The sequence below is a fragment of the Gracilibacillus timonensis genome, from assembly GCF_900086715.1.
Taxonomy (GTDB): Bacteria; Bacillota; Bacilli; order Bacillales; family Amphibacillaceae; genus Gracilibacillus; species Gracilibacillus timonensis.
The window spans coordinates 671,073-691,330 of sequence record NZ_FLKH01000010.1; the positions used below are offsets into that span (position 1 = coordinate 671,073).

At 42.6% G+C, this 20,258-nt stretch carries 12 protein-coding genes, 9 tRNA genes and 2 rRNA genes; 2 read left to right on the top strand and 21 right to left on the bottom strand.

Annotated elements, in window-relative coordinates; translation table 11 throughout:
• Positions 1-120: 120 nt before the first annotated feature.
• Positions 121-1,101 carry a LacI family DNA-binding transcriptional regulator gene (locus BN6556_RS07125; RefSeq protein WP_066188927.1) on the bottom strand — a complete coding sequence of 327 codons (981 nt, stop codon included), beginning with the start codon at positions 1,099-1,101 and terminating at the stop codon, positions 121-123.
• Positions 1,102-1,119: 18 nt separating this feature from the next.
• Positions 1,120-2,616, bottom strand: coding sequence for a sucrose-6-phosphate hydrolase (locus BN6556_RS07130; RefSeq protein WP_066188930.1), 1,497 nt, complete (start codon positions 2,614-2,616; stop codon positions 1,120-1,122).
• Positions 2,617-2,817: 201 nt separating this feature from the next.
• Between BN6556_RS07130 and BN6556_RS07135 the strand changes: the two genes are divergently transcribed.
• Entirely contained in the window at positions 2,818-4,749 is a 1,932-nt protein-coding gene (locus BN6556_RS07135) for a sucrose-specific PTS transporter subunit IIBC (protein WP_066188933.1), read from the top strand.
• Positions 4,750-4,788: 39 nt separating this feature from the next.
• On the opposite strand, the gene BN6556_RS07140 is transcribed toward BN6556_RS07135, so the two are convergent.
• The gene (locus tag BN6556_RS07140) at positions 4,789-6,906 is read right to left on the bottom strand and encodes an AlwI family type II restriction endonuclease (RefSeq protein WP_066188936.1); all 2,118 of its coding nucleotides are present in this window, start codon (positions 6,904-6,906) and stop codon (positions 4,789-4,791) included.
• Positions 6,903-9,065, bottom strand: coding sequence for a Dam family site-specific DNA-(adenine-N6)-methyltransferase (locus tag BN6556_RS07145; protein WP_066188939.1), 2,163 nt, complete (start codon positions 9,063-9,065; stop codon positions 6,903-6,905). Before BN6556_RS07145 ends, BN6556_RS07140 begins: the two co-directional genes overlap by 4 nt.
• Positions 9,066-9,203: 138 nt before the next feature.
• Between BN6556_RS07145 and BN6556_RS21870 the strand changes: the two genes are divergently transcribed.
• The gene (locus BN6556_RS21870; protein WP_148436685.1) at positions 9,204-9,461 is read left to right on the top strand and encodes a hypothetical protein; all 258 of its coding nucleotides are present in this window, start codon (positions 9,204-9,206) and stop codon (positions 9,459-9,461) included.
• A gap of 17 nt (positions 9,462-9,478) precedes the next feature.
• On the opposite strand, the gene BN6556_RS07150 is transcribed toward BN6556_RS21870, so the two are convergent.
• The 17 genes from BN6556_RS07150 to BN6556_RS07230 all read right to left on the bottom strand — a co-directional run.
• The gene (locus BN6556_RS07150; protein ID WP_066188944.1) at positions 9,479-9,970 is read right to left on the bottom strand and encodes a DUF4306 domain-containing protein; all 492 of its coding nucleotides are present in this window, start codon (positions 9,968-9,970) and stop codon (positions 9,479-9,481) included.
• A 396-nt stretch (positions 9,971-10,366) separates the two neighbouring features.
• Positions 10,367-12,451, bottom strand: coding sequence for a DUF5054 domain-containing protein (locus BN6556_RS07155; RefSeq protein ID WP_066188947.1), 2,085 nt, complete (start codon positions 12,449-12,451; stop codon positions 10,367-10,369).
• Between the two features lie 15 nt (positions 12,452-12,466).
• Positions 12,467-14,899 carry a glycoside hydrolase family 38 N-terminal domain-containing protein gene (locus BN6556_RS07160; protein WP_078059964.1) on the bottom strand — a complete coding sequence of 811 codons (2,433 nt, stop codon included), beginning with the start codon at positions 14,897-14,899 and terminating at the stop codon, positions 12,467-12,469.
• A gap of 131 nt (positions 14,900-15,030) precedes the next feature.
• On the bottom strand, positions 15,031-16,782 hold the full coding sequence (locus BN6556_RS07165; RefSeq protein WP_066188949.1) for a class I mannose-6-phosphate isomerase: 1,752 nt from the start codon (positions 16,780-16,782) through the stop codon (positions 15,031-15,033).
• Positions 16,783-16,898: 116 nt separating this feature from the next.
• Positions 16,899-17,627, bottom strand: a complete 729-nt coding sequence (locus BN6556_RS07170) for a GntR family transcriptional regulator (protein WP_066188952.1) — start codon at positions 17,625-17,627, stop codon at positions 16,899-16,901.
• Between the two features lie 161 nt (positions 17,628-17,788).
• Positions 17,789-18,631 (bottom strand): rhamnulose-1-phosphate aldolase, encoded by an 843-nt coding sequence (gene rhaD / locus BN6556_RS07175; RefSeq protein WP_392388587.1) that lies wholly within the window; start codon positions 18,629-18,631, stop codon positions 17,789-17,791.
• Positions 18,632-18,967: 336 nt separating this feature from the next.
• Positions 18,968-19,043 (bottom strand) — tRNA-Ala (locus BN6556_RS07180).
• Positions 19,044-19,058: 15 nt separating this feature from the next.
• Positions 19,059-19,134 (bottom strand) — tRNA-Lys (locus tag BN6556_RS07185).
• Positions 19,135-19,169: 35 nt separating this feature from the next.
• Positions 19,170-19,244, bottom strand: a tRNA-Gln gene (locus BN6556_RS07190).
• Between the two features lie 59 nt (positions 19,245-19,303).
• A tRNA-Tyr gene (locus BN6556_RS07195) sits at positions 19,304-19,389 on the bottom strand.
• A gap of 26 nt (positions 19,390-19,415) precedes the next feature.
• A tRNA-Thr gene (locus BN6556_RS07200) sits at positions 19,416-19,491 on the bottom strand.
• Between the two features lie 5 nt (positions 19,492-19,496).
• A tRNA-Val gene (locus BN6556_RS07205) sits at positions 19,497-19,572 on the bottom strand.
• A gap of 68 nt (positions 19,573-19,640) precedes the next feature.
• A tRNA-Glu gene (locus BN6556_RS07210) sits at positions 19,641-19,715 on the bottom strand.
• Positions 19,716-19,741: 26 nt separating this feature from the next.
• Positions 19,742-19,813: transfer RNA gene (locus BN6556_RS07215), tRNA-Thr, on the bottom strand.
• Between the two features lie 3 nt (positions 19,814-19,816).
• A tRNA-Asn gene (locus BN6556_RS07220) sits at positions 19,817-19,891 on the bottom strand.
• Between the two features lie 45 nt (positions 19,892-19,936).
• A 5S ribosomal RNA gene (gene rrf, locus BN6556_RS07225) occupies positions 19,937-20,051 on the bottom strand.
• A 120-nt stretch (positions 20,052-20,171) separates the two neighbouring features.
• Positions 20,172-20,258, bottom strand: a 23S ribosomal RNA gene (locus BN6556_RS07230); the annotation flags it as partial.

A 20,258-nucleotide genomic window follows, 5' to 3' on the forward strand; every position in this document is an offset into this window, starting at 1 on the left:
ACAAGAAGAATGTAATGATGGCTCTAGCTTAATCTGGGAACAGCCGTCAAGGACTCGGCTATTGTTCCCATTCATCACAGAGTTAACTATCAGTGGACTACTGATGGCAGTCCCATTTTTTTAACTCGTCTGCCTCTGGACAAATTTCACTGGTAGTTGATAAAGATTATCTAAGGCTGCTTCTGGATTATCTATGCGTTTCATTAATAAATTAATCGATAAATCGACAAATTCATCGATTGGCTGTAATACGGTGGATAAATGAGGGAAGTAATTCTGAATAAATTCCGTTCCATCATAGCCAATGATTTTTAACTGCTCAGGAACTTTTAAACCCTGCTCGTTAGCTGCATTCATCACTAAGATCGCCGTTAAATCATCTGTACAAAAGATACTATCCACCGCTTCATCTCTTAATATATTTCGAATCTCTATCGTTTTTAAAAAGGGGGAATAGTCCAATGGAAACTGGTAAACTAACGGCTCCAAATGATATTCCTTCATCACTGACATATAACCATCCAATCTGCGATTCGTTGGCGAAGCAGATTCATTCGTTCCAGTGAATATAGCAATCCGCCTGCCGCCTCGCTGGTATAATTGTTCAGTCGCTATTCTCCCTCCTTGATAGCTGTCACTAGAAACAATCGGAATACCATCAGCTAAATATCGATCAAAGGAAATAATCGGAAGCCCCACCTTTTCATACTCCGGAATACCAAGATTATGCGCCCCTGCAATAATGCCATCAACTTTATTAGCCGCCAGCATTCGCAGGTAGTCCCTTTCTTTCTCCTTATTATCCGCACTATCACAAAGAATCGTTTTATATCCTAGTTCAAACAGCTTTGTTTCCATTTTCGCTGCCAATTCACCAAAAAAAGGATGGGATACGGTTGGAAAAATTAATCCGATTAATTGTGTGTTTTTGCCTTGCAGCGAGCGAGCGAGTGAATTCGGCTGATAATTTAATTCCTCCATTGCTGCATGGACTTTATCGATTGTTTTTTGACTTAAATAGCCGTAATTATTAATTACCCTGGACACCGTAGTCACCGAAACGCCCGCCTTTTGCGCTACGTCTGTCAATTTTATTCCCATCACGTTCACCCTTATACGTTAATTCTTCATCGAACGCAAGGACCATATATCGCCATGGTAATCACCATTTGCTCCTTGGATATACATATATGTCTGTTCTTCGTGAGGAAAAACACGGCTTGTCATGACCTGATAACCGTCGTTAATAAACACCTCACAAACCGATTCATCTACAAAAATATGCAGCGTAAGCTTGGTTTGCTGTGGTACATGAGCGGTTCTCGTTATGCCATAAGCTTCGCCAAATGCGATCCCTGCCTTACTTCGATCCATTATTATTGTACCATTTTTTGCATCGAAAGACAGGGTCAAACCTTGTTGATTTTGTTCATCGGCAAATAAAATTAGCTGGCCTGAGGCATCTGTTGTTAACTCCAGTTTTAATTCATAACGATTATTCATGATAGCTGCCAACTGACAAGCCTCTTCTTGTAAATGCCCTCGCAGCGTTTGATGACGTTGACGCAATTGTTGTAATTCCTGGACAGGCGTTTGATATAGATGTCCATCCTTGATTTGTAATTCCTTAACCAGACTGAGGCAATGCGCCCAACCTTCAGCAAAGCTCGGGTATTCAACCTCTGGCAATCCAACCCAGCTCACACTTAGCGCACGTCCATCCGGTGCGTTAAATGCCTGAGTTGCATACACATCAAAGCCCTCATCCAAATTCTTCAATGATGAAGTCTCGGTGATGGTTCCTTCATCTGCCGCAAAAGAGGATCCAATCACATACATGTTAGGGAAAATATTTTGATAGGATGCGATTTCCGTATCTAGACCTTGGGGGCAAAACAATAACACAGGCTGTTGATCGACAAAAACAAGATTCGGGCATTCCACCATAAAACCCATTTCCTCATCTGTAAAGTGTAATTCTCCTATCCATTCCCAGTCGGTTAATGGTGTTCCTTTGTAAAGCAAAACGGCCCCTTTTTCATCACTGGTTTGTGCCCCAATGATCATATAATAATCTCCCTGATAACGGAATACTTGTGGATCGCGAAACTCATGGGTGTAATCTGTCGGAGGATTGACTATTAATGGAGCATCAAGTTTCTCCACTTGCCCTGCTTGGTTCATCCAAGCGCCCAGTTGATAGGAGTGACGTTCCCACTCTTGATTTCGAACATTTCCGGTATACATCAGAAATAACTGATCTTCCACTGGTAACGCAGAGCCGGAATAAACACCATGACTATCATAGGAAGTGTCTGGTAGTAGCGCAAAACCCTGTCGCCGCCAATCCACTAAATTGGCAGACGTCAGATGATACCATGATTTCACACCATGGACCGGGCCAAAGGGATAGGCTTGGTAAAATAAATGCCACTTTCCATCATAAAAAGAAAAACCATTGGGATCATTTAATAAACCACTCTTCGGTTGAATATGATAAGCCAGCTTCCATTTCGACGCTTGAACCGCTTCTTCCAATCCCTTTCTATATGATTTAGACCAGTCTTGGTATGGCTTATACCTCAATGCCGTTGTCCATTGTTTAATGAATTCCATTTCACAACATCCCTTCGCATTCGTAATTAGTTACTTAGATCATAGATAAAAAAGGAGATAATGTCAAACGTATAACATATATACTTATTTTAATTTAAAATAAGTTATTGGGAACGAAAAATAAATATGATAAACGATTGACATATAACCGAAATTTTTGTATGCTAAAAAAAATGATAGCAAAGAGAGGAGTTTTCTTTTATGGATCATAAACAGGTTGCCCAAGATGTCATCCAAGCACTTGGTGAGGATAATATTCTTGCTGCCGCTCATTGTGCAACACGCCTCCGTTTAGTTCTGAAAGACGATAAAAACATTGATCAAAAGGCTTTAGATAACCACCCTGATGTAAAGGGTACCTTTAACTCCAACGGTCAATTCCAGATTATCATTGGACCTGGTGACGTCAATAAGGTACATCGTGAACTCACTGCAATTACCGGGTTGCAAGAAGCATCTACGGACGAAGTGAAAGCGATGGCAAACGAACAAAAAAAGACCAATCCAATCATGGCACTGATCAAAGTATTATCCGATATTTTCGTACCGATAATTCCGGCCTTGGTTGCCGGCGGCTTGTTGATGGCATTAAATAATATCTTAACATCTCCTGATTTATTTGGCTCCCAATCGGTGGTGGAGATGTATCCCGCTATTGAAGATGTAGCTAGTGTTATTAACTTGCTAGCTTCGGCACCATTTGCTTTCTTACCTATTTTAATTGGATATTCAGCTACCAAACGATTTGGCGGTAATCCTTATTTAGGTGCTGCGATGGCCATGGCCATGGTAATGCCGGATTTAGTAAATGGTTACGGGGTTGCCGAGGCAATTGAAGATGGTTCGATGAATTACTGGAATGTCTTCGGCCTGCAAGTAGCTCAGGCGGGCTATCAAGGCTCCGTTTTACCTGTATTGGCGGTATCATGGATATTAGCCAATTTGGAGAAATTCTTCCACAAACGGATGGCCAATGCCTTTGATTTCACCTTTACACCGATGTTATCCGTCATTATTACAGGTTTCTTGACGTTTATTTTAGTAGGACCCGTTATGCGTTCTTTATCAGACGGATTAACGGATGGACTTGTCTGGTTATATGAAACAACCGGAGGATTTGGCTTAGGTGTGTTCGGTATCTTCTATTCACCTATTGTTATTACTGGTTTGCACCAAAGTTTCCCAGCGATCGAGACGGTATTGCTTGCCAATATTGAAAGTACAGGGGGGTCCTTTATCTTCCCCGTTGCTTCGATGGCAAACGTAGCGCAAGGGGCAGCCTGTTTGGCCGTTTTCTTTATCACGAAAGATAAGAAACAAAAGAGTTTATCCTCTTCGGCCAGTGTCTCTTCTTTGTTAGGGATTACCGAACCAGCGATTTTCGGTGTCAATTTAAAGCTTAAGTTTCCATTCATTTGTGGTATGATCGGTGCAGGGATATCCTCGGCATTTATTGGCTTCTTCCATGTACTAGCCGTTGCGATGGGACCTGCCAGTGTGATCGGTTTTATCTCCATTTCAGCGAATTCGATTCCAATGTTTATGGTTGGTATTGTGATTAGTATGGTGATCTCGTTTACCATCACCTATTTCTACGGCAAGCGCAAGATGGCAATTGATCAAAGCCCAGACGAAACTTCCGAAGAATCGAATCAATCTGTTGTTGCGTCCAAGCAACAGGCCGACTGGATAGCCGCACCATTAACTGGGGAGATTGTTCCGCTTCAGGAAGTAAATGATCAAGTCTTTTCTTCTGAAATGATGGGGAAAGGCATTGCGATTTATCCGACAGTGCAACAGGTAGTAGCACCTGCAGATGGAGTAATTACCGTAGCCTATGATTCCAAACATGCCTTTGGTATTCATACTAACCAAGGGGCTGATATTCTCATTCATATCGGTATTGATACAGTTAACTTAAAAGGAGAGCATTTTGAGGCACAAGTGACCCAAGATCAACCAGTAAAAAAAGGGGATGTGCTTGGCAGCTTTGATCTGCAAGGTATTATCGATGCTGGTTATGATCCTACCGTGATGGTGATTGTAACCAACACTACCGATTATCATGATGTTATCGCAATGGATCAGCAAAAAATTTTGGAAGGCAACAACCTCTTACAATTGCATAAATAAAAAAAAGAAGGGCAGGATGACAACGATCCTGCCCTTTTACTAATCATGGATAATTCCTGCTCGCCACTCCTTATCAAAATCCTGCGACAAGGCAGCAAACGACTGTTGAATCTGATGAAAGAAGTCCTGATCATGCTTATCATGGGCCAACATCGTAGCCAGCTCATCGTTCTTCAACGGCATTATCGTCACCGAATCGGCAAACTTCCCTGCTTGGCGTGAGGACTGTAGGGGCACCATTGCCACAGCACGCCAAATATTGATCGTATTCTCATCCAATTCGTCGGCAATAAACAAAGTAGTGACAGGCTTTGGTGCCGATTCGATCGTTAGGTTGGTGGCATGACGAAGCACCGGTTCCCACTCTCCACGCTTCTGCGCCTGCTTATTCATTAAGGTGACCTCCAGCATGACGATCCGATCGCCATAATCAACCACAATATCGCCTGACCCTCCACCGGCATGGGTTTCCGGCTCAAAATCGGCATTCATTGATAGGTTGAGGCTGGAAAATAAATCAAACTTCTCTGAGCTAATATGATACCAAGCAATCCCAACGATATACTCGAAAATAGTCGGTACATCCGTACTTTCCGATACCATTTTTTGAATCTTAGCATCATTTCGACGATCCGAAAAAAGCGGGAGAATTTCCAAGATTTTTTCTTTCGGGTAATGGTCAACAATATGCTTTTGAAACGCCCTGCTTGTTTGAGTAAGTAAGGTATTCCGAATATCCTCTTCCTCCGTTATCTGCAAGGCCTGCTTAATCGCCTGGATCGTTGGTTTAACCTGATCCGAAGGGTATGCGACGATTTCCTCCAGCGTTCGATGATGAAAGAAATCTGAAGACTCAATAGCCTGCTCATAAGCCTCACATGCTCTTTCTGTAGAAGGTCGGAAAATAAGTGACTGGATATCGATCTTATCAAAAACCTTTTGCCAAACATCGCGTTGGGCTAACTCAACAATTTGATTCTTAAAGCGGATCAAACCGGTTACTCGCATCACGCGCTGGGTAACATCACCATATTCCTGGATTTGATCATGACGTTTGGAAGCCTGAAATTGGAGAAAAAGCTTCTCATTGATCTGATCATTTGAGAGAATATCTACCGCTTGATTCTGCTCTAAGAATACCTCCACATCACTGGTCTTCTTTTTATCGAAGTGAAACAGATTTCGTCCAAATCCAAACGCCTTGTTAATCATCGCACGCTTTTTTGGATCAGAAAAGAGTTCCACAAGCTTGTCTAGCTGCTCTGCCTTCCGCTCATGATTAAAAGCAATTAATCGTTGATAAAACTCCCAATACACTTGAATCGCCTGCTCGCTTTTGCCACTAGAGAAGTGGGCAGTAAATAATGCATTGGACATGGGAATTGGTGCTGCAGTGATGTCCTCCCAAGCTTCGCCATGCTGATTATCGATATAATTCCGTTCGGCAACCTGGGCAGCTCCTTCTAAAAAATCTTCTACAAACGCTTGAACATCCACCGGTTGATACGGACTCATCATTTGAACCAAAGTAATAAACAAGTCTTGATGAATCCGTTCATATTTCAATAACAAATAAATCGCCATCCACATCGGTGAATAATAATAATCCCCTTCATTCGTATAGACCCTGAGCTTCAACAACTGGCGAAAGAAAATTAAGTTGGTATCATCAATCGGCAGCAGCTCTTCTAACTGACTGCGACGAAGCTTTTTTCCATGTATCCAGGATTTTCCGATAGGTGATATCCTTCTTTTTTCATCCGCTAAGCCAATTTTCACTAAATTGCTTGAATAGTGACGGGCCCTTTTTTCGATATGGGTATCTAATAATTTATACAGTTCTTTCAGCTTCGGATCACGCTTTATGTCCTTGACAGGGGTCTGTTCAAAGGTCTTCTTCACCTCTGGATCCTTCATTGCCTCGATGAAACGATCATAATTGCTATGCTGTTTGAAGATCTCCGGAGAACGTTCAATTGCCAGTTCATAGAAGCGAAATTGGGTATTGGCTTCTGGATAACGGGCCCAAACCTCTGATTCACTCTCTTGATAGATTTGCTCCAGAATCTCGGTATAGATTTTATAGGCATTGATCACATCTTTCCTTCTGCCGTTGGTATCATATAAATTGAAGACCTGCTTTTCTTTAACCTTCATCCGGCTCCCCCTTTAGGCAGCTGCTTTTGATAGTTCGTAATCAAAACTTCCTGTGTCTTGTTATGTTTCGCCTTTGATTGATAGTTGGAATTATTATAATGGTAATCAAGGATATGCATATGGTAATGCTCCGCCCATTTTAACAACATTTGATTCTCCTGTCCTTTATGCAACGATACATTGGATAAGGCCCATTTGGCCCCTTGCTGGTCTAATCGATCGAGAAAATCCAACAAATCCCGTTCGTCTTGCTCCCCCCAGCCGCCATTCTCATTATAGCTGGCGGTGGATATTAAGTAAGGCGGGTCCAAATAAACGAAATCCTCCTTGCCGATTTGATCAATCTCCCGAAAATCCTTGGTAGAGAACACAAAAGACTTTGCTTGTAAGGCATCCATAAAGTGGATGAGTTTCTGTTCCATCCGGCTGTTAAAATCACGCTTGCCAACAGGTAAATTATAAGCACCTTTGGCATTAAAACGGATCTGGTTGTTGAACCCATAGACTAATAACACATAAAAGACAATCGGCTTCAGCGGATCCTGATCATAAACACCTTCGTTATAATCCCTGCGTAGTCGAATGAATTTCTCTTTATTATAAGCCCCCATCCCTTTTGCCGAATCCAGACCATAAAAACGATAGCCTTTATTCTTGGTATCGGATAGTTGATACGTAGCAATAATGCGCTCTACCATTGCCAGCACTTCATCTTGCGGTGTTTTCGCTAGAAGTTCATATAGCTCAATCACCCGTTCCTCGCGATCATTGATCCACACCTTCCCATTGGGTGTTGCATTAATGCCGACGTTCGCCCCACCAGCGAAGATATCAATAAAGTTTTCATACTGATCAGGAAATAACGGGAACAACTGAGGGAGTAATTTATATTTTCCACCAGTATAATTAATCGGTGACATCGTGTAATCCGTCTTGACAGCTGGTGCTTGTTCACGAGCACCCACTTCACAGACATAAAGTAATTCTTTATGGTCTTCAATATTCGTTTTCCCCGTTGTAAAGGCTTGGAACGGCGTTTCATAAACGGTCACCTGTCCGCGTTTTTCTAGTGAACTCATAATCTCTTCATTAGAAATCTTCGCATTTGAGCGGCCATTGCCCTTTTGCGCCATATTATTGTAAGAGACTACAATATATTTCGCATCAATATGCTGAATCAAATCATCAAAGGCGAGAGGAGCCTGTTTGGTGGAATATTCGCTCTTTAAGGATTGACGATCGACCATCTTCTTGGCCACCCCGGCAACCTCTGGCTTTTCCCACTTGGCGATGTTTTCCAGCAAATGATAGGCATCGCCATATTGCCGCGAGTTATAAGGGGTATCAATATAAACAAGATCGGCCTTAATCTCACGAACCAATTGATTCGCATCTTGACAATACAGACCATTTTTTCGATTATGATGCAGTTCGGGCACTCGTAAATGTAGTGGCTTCAGACTGTCCAATTTCTGACGATAAGCGTCGTAATGCCCCACCGTATTTGCTACCTTATCCATGGCGTACAACAAAGAAGTAATCAAAAAAGCCTTCTCCCGCTCATTCACGTCTTGAAGTTGTTCGATTCGTTCACGTACTGCCCCAATCTTACGAGCATTTTCTGGTGAAAAATAACTGCCACCAAAATGGAGCGAGACATAATTATCTTGCTCCGTGTCAAACCGATTAAATGCCTCAATATAATCAGTAATCTTCTCATAGTCTACCTGTTCATCGCTGAACCAGGTGAGGTAGGCGAGATAGTTAGAATATAAGATATCGTTGACGATCACCTTTTTTCCTTGAGCTCGAAAGATATCAGCCACCGCTCCGGTTCCGGCAAATATATCGGCAACACTATGTATATCGGAAGTATGCTTGGCAATCGTCTCCTCAATAAAATGGAGAATCTTCTGCTTCGAGCCTAAATAACGACGATTGATTAATTTCAGTTTCTCGGTTGGTTGCTGTGGTGTTTGGTTGTTTTGTTGTTCTTTTATATCCATCAATTGTTTAATCTGCCTTTCGTTATCTTCTGACCAGTTAAACCAGCCGCGCCAGTCTTTATGTGGCATACGTAGTAACCCTTCATTGATCCAGTTATGTAAGGTCTGCCGACTGATCTGGTACTGTTCTTCGATTTCTTTGGTAGTTTTCATCGCTTTCCCCTTTTTTGCAACTATGCATCTTATGTTTTTTACAGTCTATTATAGCATAAAATGAATAGATGGTGATATGGTGAATTGGAAAACAGTTGAGCGGGGCGATGTTATTTATCTAATAAAACCTTTAGTGGGATGACGACCGTTTCGACGCTTTCCCATCAGATTTTGGCCGTCATTTCCAGGATGACGCCCATTTCAGCGCTTTTTCCTCGGATTTTGGCCGTCATTTCGGCGATGACGCCCATTTCAGTGCTTTCCCCTCAGATTTTGGCCGTCATTTCGGCGATGACGCCCATTTCAGTGCTTTCCCCTCAGATTTTGGCCGTCATTTCGGCGATGACGCCCATTTCAGTGTTTTCCCCTCAGATTTTGGCCGTCATCTCAAGATAACGACATTTGTTCTGCGCCTATACCGGGGAAGCTGTACCATTTCTATACACCATATTTTTAATAAAGGGTCCTGTGAGGTAACCCAAACCAACTATAAAAACGATGGTCGAAAATAAAATCGTTCCTACTGTTAGCGTACTAAACATCCAGAATGCTGCTACGATGAACAAACCACCTAGTAAATAACGCAGCTTACGAATGAATTGATATTTTGTTTCTAGACCCCTTAATAGAATATAAAGTCCGTATAACAAACAAACTAACGAAATGACAGGAAATACAGGTCGGAATTTAATCGCATAGATAAAAAAGTCAACATTTACGATATCTGTTGGGAGATTAGGATTGGTATACAAAAAGTGAGTGAACTTTGTCGAGCTATTCCACTCCGTATTATCCATCAGCAAAAAACTACCCTCGTATAATGCAAACCATAAGAATATCACAAAAAAACTAAAACTAACGATTAATCGAAGCATAACTTTTCCAGTAATAGTGAACACCTCCATTAGGATTGATTTATGTTCATTGCGATTTAGTCACTCCAAAAAACCAATAATTTTTCGTTATCCTTGGGCATATCTAATCTAATCCCCTGCTTGCGAACTGTATTCATTCAAGTATAGCATCCATTTTCTGATTTGTAACAATATGTATTTGCATAGTTAACAATTATTACAAGGGATATTCAAAACAAAATATCCCTTAACATATGGCAGAGCAAAAACATTCTCCGGCAAACAGGCTGCTATTTATCGTATTTTGGGATCATAGGGTCAACCGCTATTTCTAGTAGAAGGTATCCATACAGCTTTGTCGCTACTTTTCACATCCGAGATGGCAAGCTTCATTTTTATCCAAAAAAATAAGGCGCCTCACCTTAGATCAGACGCCTCCAACTTCCCCTAATACACCTGTAAATCTACCTCCAACCGATAACACATATCCCCCTCATACCAAGCTGGGAAGTTGGTTCCCCATACATTGTTATACAGATTAATAAAAATCCCATCATTTAAAGAAGGCTGGGCATTATCAAATAATAACAAGCTGCGGCGTCCAAAGGAGAATAATGGCGCTTCCTGAGAACGGATGGCAAGCTTGCCCTCTATCCCGCTATAGGTTAGTCCCTCTTTCGACAGGGCATGCATATTACGATTGCCATTTCGAACCACTTGATACGGGGACAGTGGTTGATCAAGCTTATCCATCTGCCAGCGGTATGGATTGGCAACCGATAAAGTCGTTTCCAGCCAGTAAGCTTCCGGCATGCGGTTGGCATCTTTATCTTTCATTCGCAATTCTGCTTGAAAAGTCTGTTCAACAAGGTCTAACTGATAACGGAGTCGTACTTGTGACGGCAAACCATAGCTGCGAACATCCCATTCATGAAAGGCCAAATCAAAATAGAAAACAACTTGATCTCCCTCCTGTGTAAACGATGATTTTTCCACATACGGATAGATGAGCTCATGGCGAATTTCTGCATAGGCCTCTATTCCCCTTTTGGCGAAATCTACTAACGCCCAAGAGCTCGTCCATCGAGTCAGTCGGCTGTACTTACTTAAAAATTGATTGAAATCAGCAAAATCAAAGCGTTGATAGGATAATTCACCAAATCGTTTCCCATCCGCCAGCAAGGAATGCTGCTTCACTCGCAGCTCTTGTAAGGCGCCGCTTGCTGTAAAGGAAAGCGACACATCCCCAAACTGATATAGCTTCCCAGCAACAACAGATTGATTAGCGACTGCAATCGGTGTAATAGTTGCTTCCAGATCGGCAAATGCTGCTTTCGCTTGTCGCTGTTGTTCGACAGAGAGGCTTGCCACAGCCTGTTCCAGATAGCGCTCCTGTTCCTGCCATGTTTTTTCATAGAGGTTATAAGAACGCTTATGCGCTTGTTCGGCATCGTCAATATTTGTGCTGATGGACGTCATCAGGTCGAAAAAATCTTTCCCGGTTTGCTCACGATGAAAAGTTATCTTATCCTGAGCACGAGCCTGATGAAAATCGTCGATTAAATAGTTACGATAATCAGGTAAAAAGACATTCCCATTACCGCCCCAGGTATGCTCTGCTACCAGCAGCAATTGCTCGGAGAACTGGCGGTAGCTGGTACTGTCTCTTGACAGGCTGCCTTCTTCCAACCATTGATCCCGCAGGCGCAATAAGCATTGATACTTACTAATTTTAGCAGGTGCAGAACCTACACCATGAATCCACGTATCGGCTATCTCCTCTTCTATCACAGGTAGTAAATCTTTTTTCTGCCAGGCAGCTTGGGCAAAGGCATCTAAACTCGAAGCTATAATTTCGGCTTCTGGATACTGCTGTTGTAGTTGTTGATGAAGGAACCGCACCTCTTCTGCGTCAGCCGGAGGCCCTTGATTATCATGACTATGAGCAAAATAGAGCAGGTCCTCCCATCCTTCTCGTTCAAAGGTCTGTCCATAATCTTTGGCATAGTGCACTATAATCTCTGAGCCATCGCTTGCCCTCCAGACAAATAATTCTGGCACATCTGGCACTGCGGAGCTGGCATTGACACCAATATGCAAATACTTCAGACCTGCTTTGGCCATCAGAGGAACCATCGCGATCGTATGGCCAGGGACATCGGTCATTTTGGCAGCAATCGTTTCCTGATCAAATCGATCATCTAATGCTTGTGAAATCGAAAGTCCATATTCAAACAGCTCGCGATCCATTAACTCGGTATGAGTAGTTACAGGAAGACCATGCCATTTAATCGTACCCGCCTCAATTGCCGTTATTAATCGTTGTTTCGCTTCTTCCGTCACGGATTCATGCCTTAAGTAGTGATCAATCAACCAAGAACCCGTAGTCCAAGTAAATTGACCGGGCAGCAACTCACCTATTTCAACTGCCCGTGGGATAAAATCATGGAGGTACGTCTCCATTACTTTTTCCGCAAGATCGGTAAAACCAATATCCAAATGTGTTTTAAACACCACGTGTAACGTCTTCATGACCAAGCTCCTTTGTTATTCAGGATTAATCGGGAATGCCACTAAGCCTTGGTTAAGCTGCTGACACTTTTCCATTAATTGTGCCGGGCTTTGTTGTTCTGTCACAAGATATAGCTGATAATCGAACTCATAAAAGCCGGACAAATCCACCTTAAAATTGGTTTCCCAAAAGTTATTCATCACCCAGGAGTAAACTGGCTGTTGGTTTTTCTCATGGAGCTTAGGGTTAGCCAGTTCCACCGGATGATGTGCCAGCGAACCTAACGTAATGAGTGGCGTATCTTTGATCGCAACTACAAAGGCGCTCTCGTCTCCCGTAAAGGCAAGCCCATTCTGTAATGAATAAAATTCGGTATTCGTTCCGGGCAATTGATCGATCACTGGTCGAAGCATGGCACCTGTCTTTTCAATAAATAATTCGCCATTTCTTCTCATCTGAAACGGTAAGGCTATATAAAGATTCTCTGGCGCCCACTCATTCTGCTTCTGAATTCTAACGGTTACAGCTATCTTAGGTATGTCTTTGTACAGCTTGAGCAGAACGCTGTAAGCTTGAGTACCTGCCAAGTCAAAGTCCATTTGCAGCATGGTAAATAAATCGCCATCTTTGGTCACTTCAATGTGCTTCAAATGGGCATGATGACGCTCTGCCAGTCGTCCTTTACGATTTCGCCCCATTAGCCTTCTCTCGGTACAGGCATCCGTTGTAATAGGTGTCTTTTCATACACACCAGCAAAAGGTGCATAAGGAGCGTCTTGATGAATCAGTTCTTGATCGTTCCATTTATCCCATAAGGAGATGATCCCTGTTGTTTGATCGAAACTTATGCGATAATGTTCCGACTCCAGCACATGGGTATTCGGAATACCTGCATATCCTGGGTAAGCAGCCAAATCCTCCACTCGATCGGTACCGATATGGGCATAATTCTTTATCCTCGGTTGCTTAGGCACATTAGCTTTTACCAATTTTACAACTCTTTCTTCCTTGGCTTCTAATGAAATAGCAAATTCAATCTGCACGCCGCTGGGTATCGAGGTAAGTTGGGCAGTAAGCCGCTCGTTTGTCTGGCAATCCATCACATCTACGACCTTTTCCAAATCTCCTGCCAAGTACCTGCCATCAATATGTTCCCAATGCTTAATAGGCACCATCGCATAATCTGTCACTGGATGGTCGTGCGGATTGACCACTTTGAAATATTTCTCCCGATCAATAGACGGTGGCACTTCTCCCCTATGACGAAGCACTTGATCCAGCTGCTGAGAAAGAAAACGATTGGCGTTAATTGCATAAGCTGCTTTACGGTAGTCTAAATCATTAACGAGTGTATTCCAGGGCTCGCTGACGGACGAGGCATAACCCCAGGTATGCTCCGCATATAACATCAATTGGTACTCCGCCTCCTGAACAAGAGAACCTTTGTTGCACTCCGCTTGTGGATCTAGTTTCTGCGTCAGATGATATTTTCGTTGTGCATCTCGATAAATCTTCGTCGGTGCAGGTGTAGAGCCTACCCCATCTGCCCACCAGTCCGTCCAATCACCGGCATATACCGGCAAATCCAATGCTTGCCCACGAAGAAAAGTGAAAAACTGGTGCAAGGTAATCAGTTCGATCTCTACTTGGTCTCCATGTTTCTCATTCCAGCAGTGAATCATTTCGATTAAACGCGGATTAGGCGGTGAGTTATCGGTCATAATCCCCGAAATCATATTGGGGACAAAATCGAATGGATACCCCTCTTGTTCCAGATTATCCAAGTATTCAAAAATACGTTGTTCGGCTACCTCCAGCTGGTCTTCTAATGTGGTCATTTCCGCACCATCATCGATGCGAAAGCTATTCGGAATCAGCATAAAATCATTGCCGATTTGATAATGATCTCCATTCCAAACGAGCACCTTATTTCCCTTAGGCGTTTCCCACCAAAATGGAATCTGCTTTTGATACAGTGGAAACATGCCATGATGGGTATGTAAGCACGAATATAGATTGATAATGCCGTTTTGATACATCGTTTCTGCATATCCCCAGGAAAAACCATTGATATCTGCAGTCATCGCGGCATCTAAGCCAAGCTGATGCTGATTTGAAAAAGCCCTTCCCTTTTTAAACATGTGATCCAAAATATCGTTATCGACCAGCTCCGTCATATTCAAATAGGTTAAGGAAATATCGATCTTTCCTGCTTTCACATAATCAATAAATTTCTGCTTATCTCGCGTCTCAGCCTGTTGAAAAAAGCGCTCAACTTGCCAATAGTTTTCACATGTCCACTTGTACCCCTGCCATTCTGGGCGGGAGCCATTTTCGCTCGCCTCCAAAATGTCGATGACGGCTTTGATATAATCGACGTGATGTTGTTCAATCTTTTCTTGCCTGTCGGTATAACCAATATCAGTGTGCGAATGATGGATTAGTTGCAGTTTCCATTTTTTGCTCATTTTTATTCTCCTTTTGTGAACCTTAGATTCGTTGACAATCAACAATTGTAATATGTGTCAGCAGCTTTGCTGAGTGGTAACTTCATTCGGTTCGCCCTCACCTGCAGCTCAACATACGGATTTTCCTTTGCTTATGACGTTAAATGGTACTGCTCAGCACCATCTCGAACAAACGCTTTGATCGTCATTAGTTGTTCATCCATACTTTTCCCAGACGGCTGAATGGTATATTGCTTCACGCATGCCGGGATAATAAAGGTTTCTCCGTAGTGTACAATAAAAGGCTCAAAGCTATTATCCAAACTTTCAATAACTGCCTCTTCCCCCTCTACCAAATTCAGCATATTCACACTGCCATGGGTTTGGTGTAGTACCTTACCGGTAAACGTGTGCCTTCTCGTTTCAATAAACTCTGTTTGATGCAGGCCGGTACGTTCTTCCTTCCAATGAGAATGTTCTGCTATCACCTCAAATGGGTTGCATAACTCTCGTTCCACCCAATCCTGATCACGTGATATAACCAAATTAGGTTCACCGTGGTTGATGTGCACAGGACGCGGTAAACCATCTAGCCCTACTCGCTCCCAATCCCAAAGTTTAAAGGTAAAGCGATTAGGCGTAGCACTAATCTCAAGCACCACGGTATCGGCACCCGCACTATGGATAGTGCCTGCCGGGATCGAATAATGATCATGCTTTTTCACCGATCTCTGATAAATATATCGTTCATCTGGAAAGCGATCGCCGCTTGCGAAAGAATACTGCAATGCCTCCACTAAATCTTGTTTATCGGTACCATTTTGCACCCCTAAGTAAACCGAAGCTCCCTCCTTGGCCTCCATTATGTAATAGCTCTCATCCTGGGTATAGGACATATCAAACGTTTCTTGTATATATGCTAGTAAAGGATGTACCTGCAGGCTTAAGTTACCTCCGTCTACCGTATCAAGATAATTAAATCGGATCGGAAATTCTTTGCCAAAACGGTAATAAACACTCTCTCCCAATAGAGCAATAGGCTGAAAAAAGACTAAATTATTGGCCGGAATCTCCATCCTTATCTTATCGGTTCTTAACACGATACTATTTTCTTCTGGTACTCCATCAAAACACCAAGCCAAATTCGGGCGATCTTGACCAACTTGAAAGGTTTCCTGCAGCCACTCGCCTCCCCATATACCTGGTTCAAAGAAAGGAACCAATCGGAAGGGACGTGCAGCCACCTGTTTTAATGCTTCAAAATAAGCAGAAGCCTCTAGCATAACAGGTTGATTAGGTTGATGGGTGTCTAAGAAATAATCTACTGAAGCAAACCATTGCTGTTTGAAGCGATCAGCCATACGCCACTCAAAAAAATAGCCACGCTTGGTCATACGCAAAGGATCCTCTCCCGCATTATTGGCTTGCCAATTACTATAGTCACCAGATTGATAGCGTTTTTGGATTTCCCATCTGGAAAGATCGGCATAAATGAGCAAATCAGCTGTATGGAGCAATGAAGCACCTACCCCATAAATCACAATGGTTTGATGACTTTTTAGAGCAGTTATAATTTTTTCCTGTAATGTCTGCTGGCGTTCTTTATCAATAAAGTCCTGCAGTTGATGATGGCTAATCACTCCAAAAACACGATCATCCGTTAAATAATCCTCCACCATAGTCGTAACCTGTTTCGGCGGATAAAACTGTTCTGACGCCTGAATAATGACATCTGGCTCTAAAGGTGTAATCAATTGCTCCAATAGCTCTTTTTCATCAACAGTCGGATAACATTCTAGAACAATGACCCTGCTTTTGTTCGATCGTATTTGATCTTGAATCGCTTGATATCCAGCAACTCCTCCCGCTACATTAACTCTCGTCTCTGGAAAAGCATCATACACATAACATACCCCCACAATTGTTCTTTTGTTATAACATTATAGCATAGGATAAAGGGTTCTCATTGTCTTTTTAAAAAGGCTCTGTCCCAAGGGATTACAGGGTTTGTTATAGAAATTCATTCCGGATTAAAATCCAAGTAATAACGATATTTTTTGCCTATATAAAAACATTCGGTATATTCATAAAAGTCACCTGATACTTGTGAAGTAAAACGAACCCGTTTCAGCACTGGTTCTGTAGCCTTTATTTTCAATTTCCGCTGCACCTCACGATTGGGCAAGACTGCCTCCACATATTCTCTTTCCTGATCAATTACAATATTTTTGGTGCGTAAATAGGCATAAAAAGAGGTATAATAATCCTGCGGGTCTAAAGAATAATCTCGATCATAGGGAATATAGGTAATAAAGTAGGCAAAAACGGCGTCTTCATCACCTCTAACCCGCTTTAACACGAATATCTGACTGCCTATCTCTATGTTTAGAAACTTGGCTACACGCTTATTGGCATTCGCTAGCTGAACATCAACATCTACCGTTTTGGCTAATTTACCTCGCTCTTGCAATTCTTGGGTAAAACCTTTGACAACGGTGAAGTGATCCTCCTCCTGAAAGGCTTCTTTGACAAACGTCCCTTTCGAACGAATACGAATTAATAAATCTTCTTTCATCAGCTCATCAATAGCCTTACGTATCGTAATTCGACTTACGTGATGGATGGCACAAAGCTCCATTTCGGTTGGTATTCGTGCTCCTTCTGGCCATTTTTCGGTTTGAATATTTTGCCGCATCTCGTCTGCCAACTGAGCATATAACGGATATGCCCCTTTACTATCCATTTTCATCAAAAAACTACTCCTTTCGTCATCATCACTAGACATAGTGTCCTGTGTTTTTTCACTAAAGTCAAGTTGCAGCATTTTTTGTGATATGGATTAGAAAGCATGGCTGATAGTAGTGTATGATGCAAAAAACCTGCTCATATACTGAACTGGTTATCGTTTGATTAAATAAAATCAATATTTGGCTTTACTCCAAAAGCCCGCGCCAAAGCAATCAATTGCTCGTCTGTAATTTCTTGTTTGATACCGCCTTGATGGGCACTTGTCAGCATGTATACTTGCGCCGCCTTTTCCGCTGTCTCGATTAATCCGAATGCGTCATCGATTGCGTTTCCTGCACCAAAGATTCCGTGATGCGGCCACACAACTAAGCGATATCTCTCCATTTTTTCTGCTGTACGGATGCCTATCTCATCCGTGCCAGGGATCATCCACGGCAATATGGCTATACCCTCAGGAAAAACAACGATACATTCCGTACACATTTTCCACAGGGTTTTGCTGAACGATTTCTCGTTTAATTCATGGGTAAATGTCATAGCAATAATATTTGTTGCGTGATTATGCATGATAACACGATGGTCAGAATCTTGTCTTAACCTGGCAATATGACTTCTGAAATGGGCTGGTAATTCGCTTGTCGGCTTACCATCTCCCGTTAATCCCCAAAGCAGATCAACACTGTCACCATTCTCACTAACACGCATAATCCCTAGACATTCTGAAGGCTTTGACGTCACATTTTTAAAAAACTTACCAGAACCAGTGACAATAAAAAACTGATTAGCCAGTTCCTTTACAGGAAAATCTAAGATAATATTACGTAAGACGCGACTCGTATCTAAGTAGGGCTTTACTTCATCCTCTTTTAAAAGGTAACTGATATTGCCGCCGTTTCGCTCATCCCATCCAAAGCGCCACATATAATTGGTAATTTCCATCATTTCGGTTACAAATGGTGCATCTAACGCTAGCAAATCATCTGGAACTGCTTGGCTCATTTTCATTTCAATCGCCCTCCATCATTGATGTTATATCTTTATTATAACTCAACAACAAACACAAACAAACACAAACAGAAAAATAATCTTCATTTGTGTTTGTTTTGTGTCTGTCAATGATAGATTCAAGTAAGACTTATGAACAGCCAACTGTGGTAAATGGAAAAGCTTGATTTCAGAATAATAGTAGTGAAGGTGGCAGATATCATCAAATTTCCTTTCACTTACTACAATAAAAAGTTCAAATGCTCTAATAATTGCTTGTTTCAAGCATTTATGTAAAAGTATTTCACCAATAAAAAAAGCCTTTCCCATTTGGAAAAGTGCTTGAACAGTTATATATGGTGGAGCCTAGCGGGATCGAACCGCTGACCTCCTGCGTGCAAAGCAGGCGCTCTCCCAGCTGAGCTAAGGCCCCAACTTTTATAACAGATGGTGAGCCATGGAGGATTCGAACCTCCGACCCTCTGATTAAAAGTCAGATGCTCTACCAACTGAGCTAATGGCTCTGACAAGATTATCTCTATTATGTAGGAAAAGAAAATGGCTGGGCTAGCTGGATTCGAACCAGCGCATGACGGTACCAAAAACCGTTGCCTTACCGCTTGGCTATAGCCCAATAACCTAAAAAAGAAAGCGTACAATGTTATTATATACACTTACAAACTTTTTATACAATGGTGGAGGGAGTAGGACTCGAACCTACGAACCCGATGGGAGCGGATTTACAGTCCGCCGCGTTTGGCCAACTTCGCTATCCCTCCATACATAAATATAACATTGGACTGACTGGTGCCGGCCAGAGGACTTGAACCCCCAACCTACTGATTACAAGTCAGTTGCTCTACCAGTTGAGCTAGGCCGGCTTATATGGTGGAGGATGCAGGGCTCGAACCTGCGACCCCTTGCTTGTAAGGCAAGTGCTCTCCCAGCTGAGCTAATCCTCCAATAATGTGCTAATGCATGTGTTGCGACAGGAAGTCGCGATCTTAACATGCCTTCTTTAAAGTGATAATGGTGACCCGTACGGGATTCGAACCCGTGTTACCGCCGTGAAAGGGCGGTGTCTTAACCACTTGACCAACGGGCCAATCTTGAAGTTCTAAAGTAAAACAAAGCTTCCAGCCGGATTTGAACCGGCGACCCCTTCCTTACCATGGAAGTGCTCTACCACTGAGCTATGGAAGCAAATGGCTCCACAGGTAGGATTCGAACCTACGACCGATCGGTTAACAGCCGATTGCTCTACCACTGAGCTACTGTGGAATGAATGGATTCAATCGTCTGTTCCACAAAGCTTACCATAGGAAAGCCTGGCAACGTCCTACTCTTGCAGGGGAAATCCCCAACTACCATGGGCGCTGAAGAGCTTAACTGCTGTGTTCGGCATGGGAACAGGTGGGTCCTCTTCGCTATCGTCACCAGACTTTTGGTTGGAAATCGCTCGACGTCGTTCCAGAATCAGACAACTTGTCATTGCTTATCCATTATATCACATATACCCTAAAAACTAGATAAGAATTCATCTGACAAGCCAACATCATGTATAGATAAGTCCTCGATCGATTAGTATTCGTCAGCTCCACATGTCACCATGCTTCCACCTCGAACCTATCTACCTCCTCGTCTTGGA

Bases quoted from the DNA above. Each gene is read 5' to 3' on its own strand.
- BN6556_RS07125 (WP_066188927.1), bottom strand. From the start codon at position 1,101: ATGGGAATAAAATTGACAGACGTAGCGCAAAAGGCGGGCGTTTCGGTG.
- BN6556_RS07130 (WP_066188930.1), bottom strand. From the start codon at position 2,616: ATGGAATTCATTAAACAATGGACAACGGCATTGAGGTATAAGCCATAC.
- BN6556_RS07135 (WP_066188933.1), top strand. From the start codon at position 2,818: ATGGATCATAAACAGGTTGCCCAAGATGTCATCCAAGCACTTGGTGAG.
- BN6556_RS07140 (WP_066188936.1), bottom strand. From the start codon at position 6,906: ATGAAGGTTAAAGAAAAGCAGGTCTTCAATTTATATGATACCAACGGC.
- BN6556_RS07145 (WP_066188939.1), bottom strand. From the start codon at position 9,065: ATGAAAACTACCAAAGAAATCGAAGAACAGTACCAGATCAGTCGGCAG.
- BN6556_RS21870 (WP_148436685.1), top strand. From the start codon at position 9,204: ATGACGACCGTTTCGACGCTTTCCCATCAGATTTTGGCCGTCATTTCC.
- BN6556_RS07150 (WP_066188944.1), bottom strand. From the start codon at position 9,970: ATGGAGGTGTTCACTATTACTGGAAAAGTTATGCTTCGATTAATCGTT.
- BN6556_RS07155 (WP_066188947.1), bottom strand. From the start codon at position 12,451: ATGAAGACGTTACACGTGGTGTTTAAAACACATTTGGATATTGGTTTT.
- BN6556_RS07160 (WP_078059964.1), bottom strand. From the start codon at position 14,899: ATGAGCAAAAAATGGAAACTGCAACTAATCCATCATTCGCACACTGAT.
- BN6556_RS07170 (WP_066188952.1), bottom strand. From the start codon at position 17,627: ATGAAAATGGATAGTAAAGGGGCATATCCGTTATATGCTCAGTTGGCA.
- rhaD (WP_392388587.1), bottom strand. From the start codon at position 18,631: ATGAAAATGAGCCAAGCAGTTCCAGATGATTTGCTAGCGTTAGATGCA.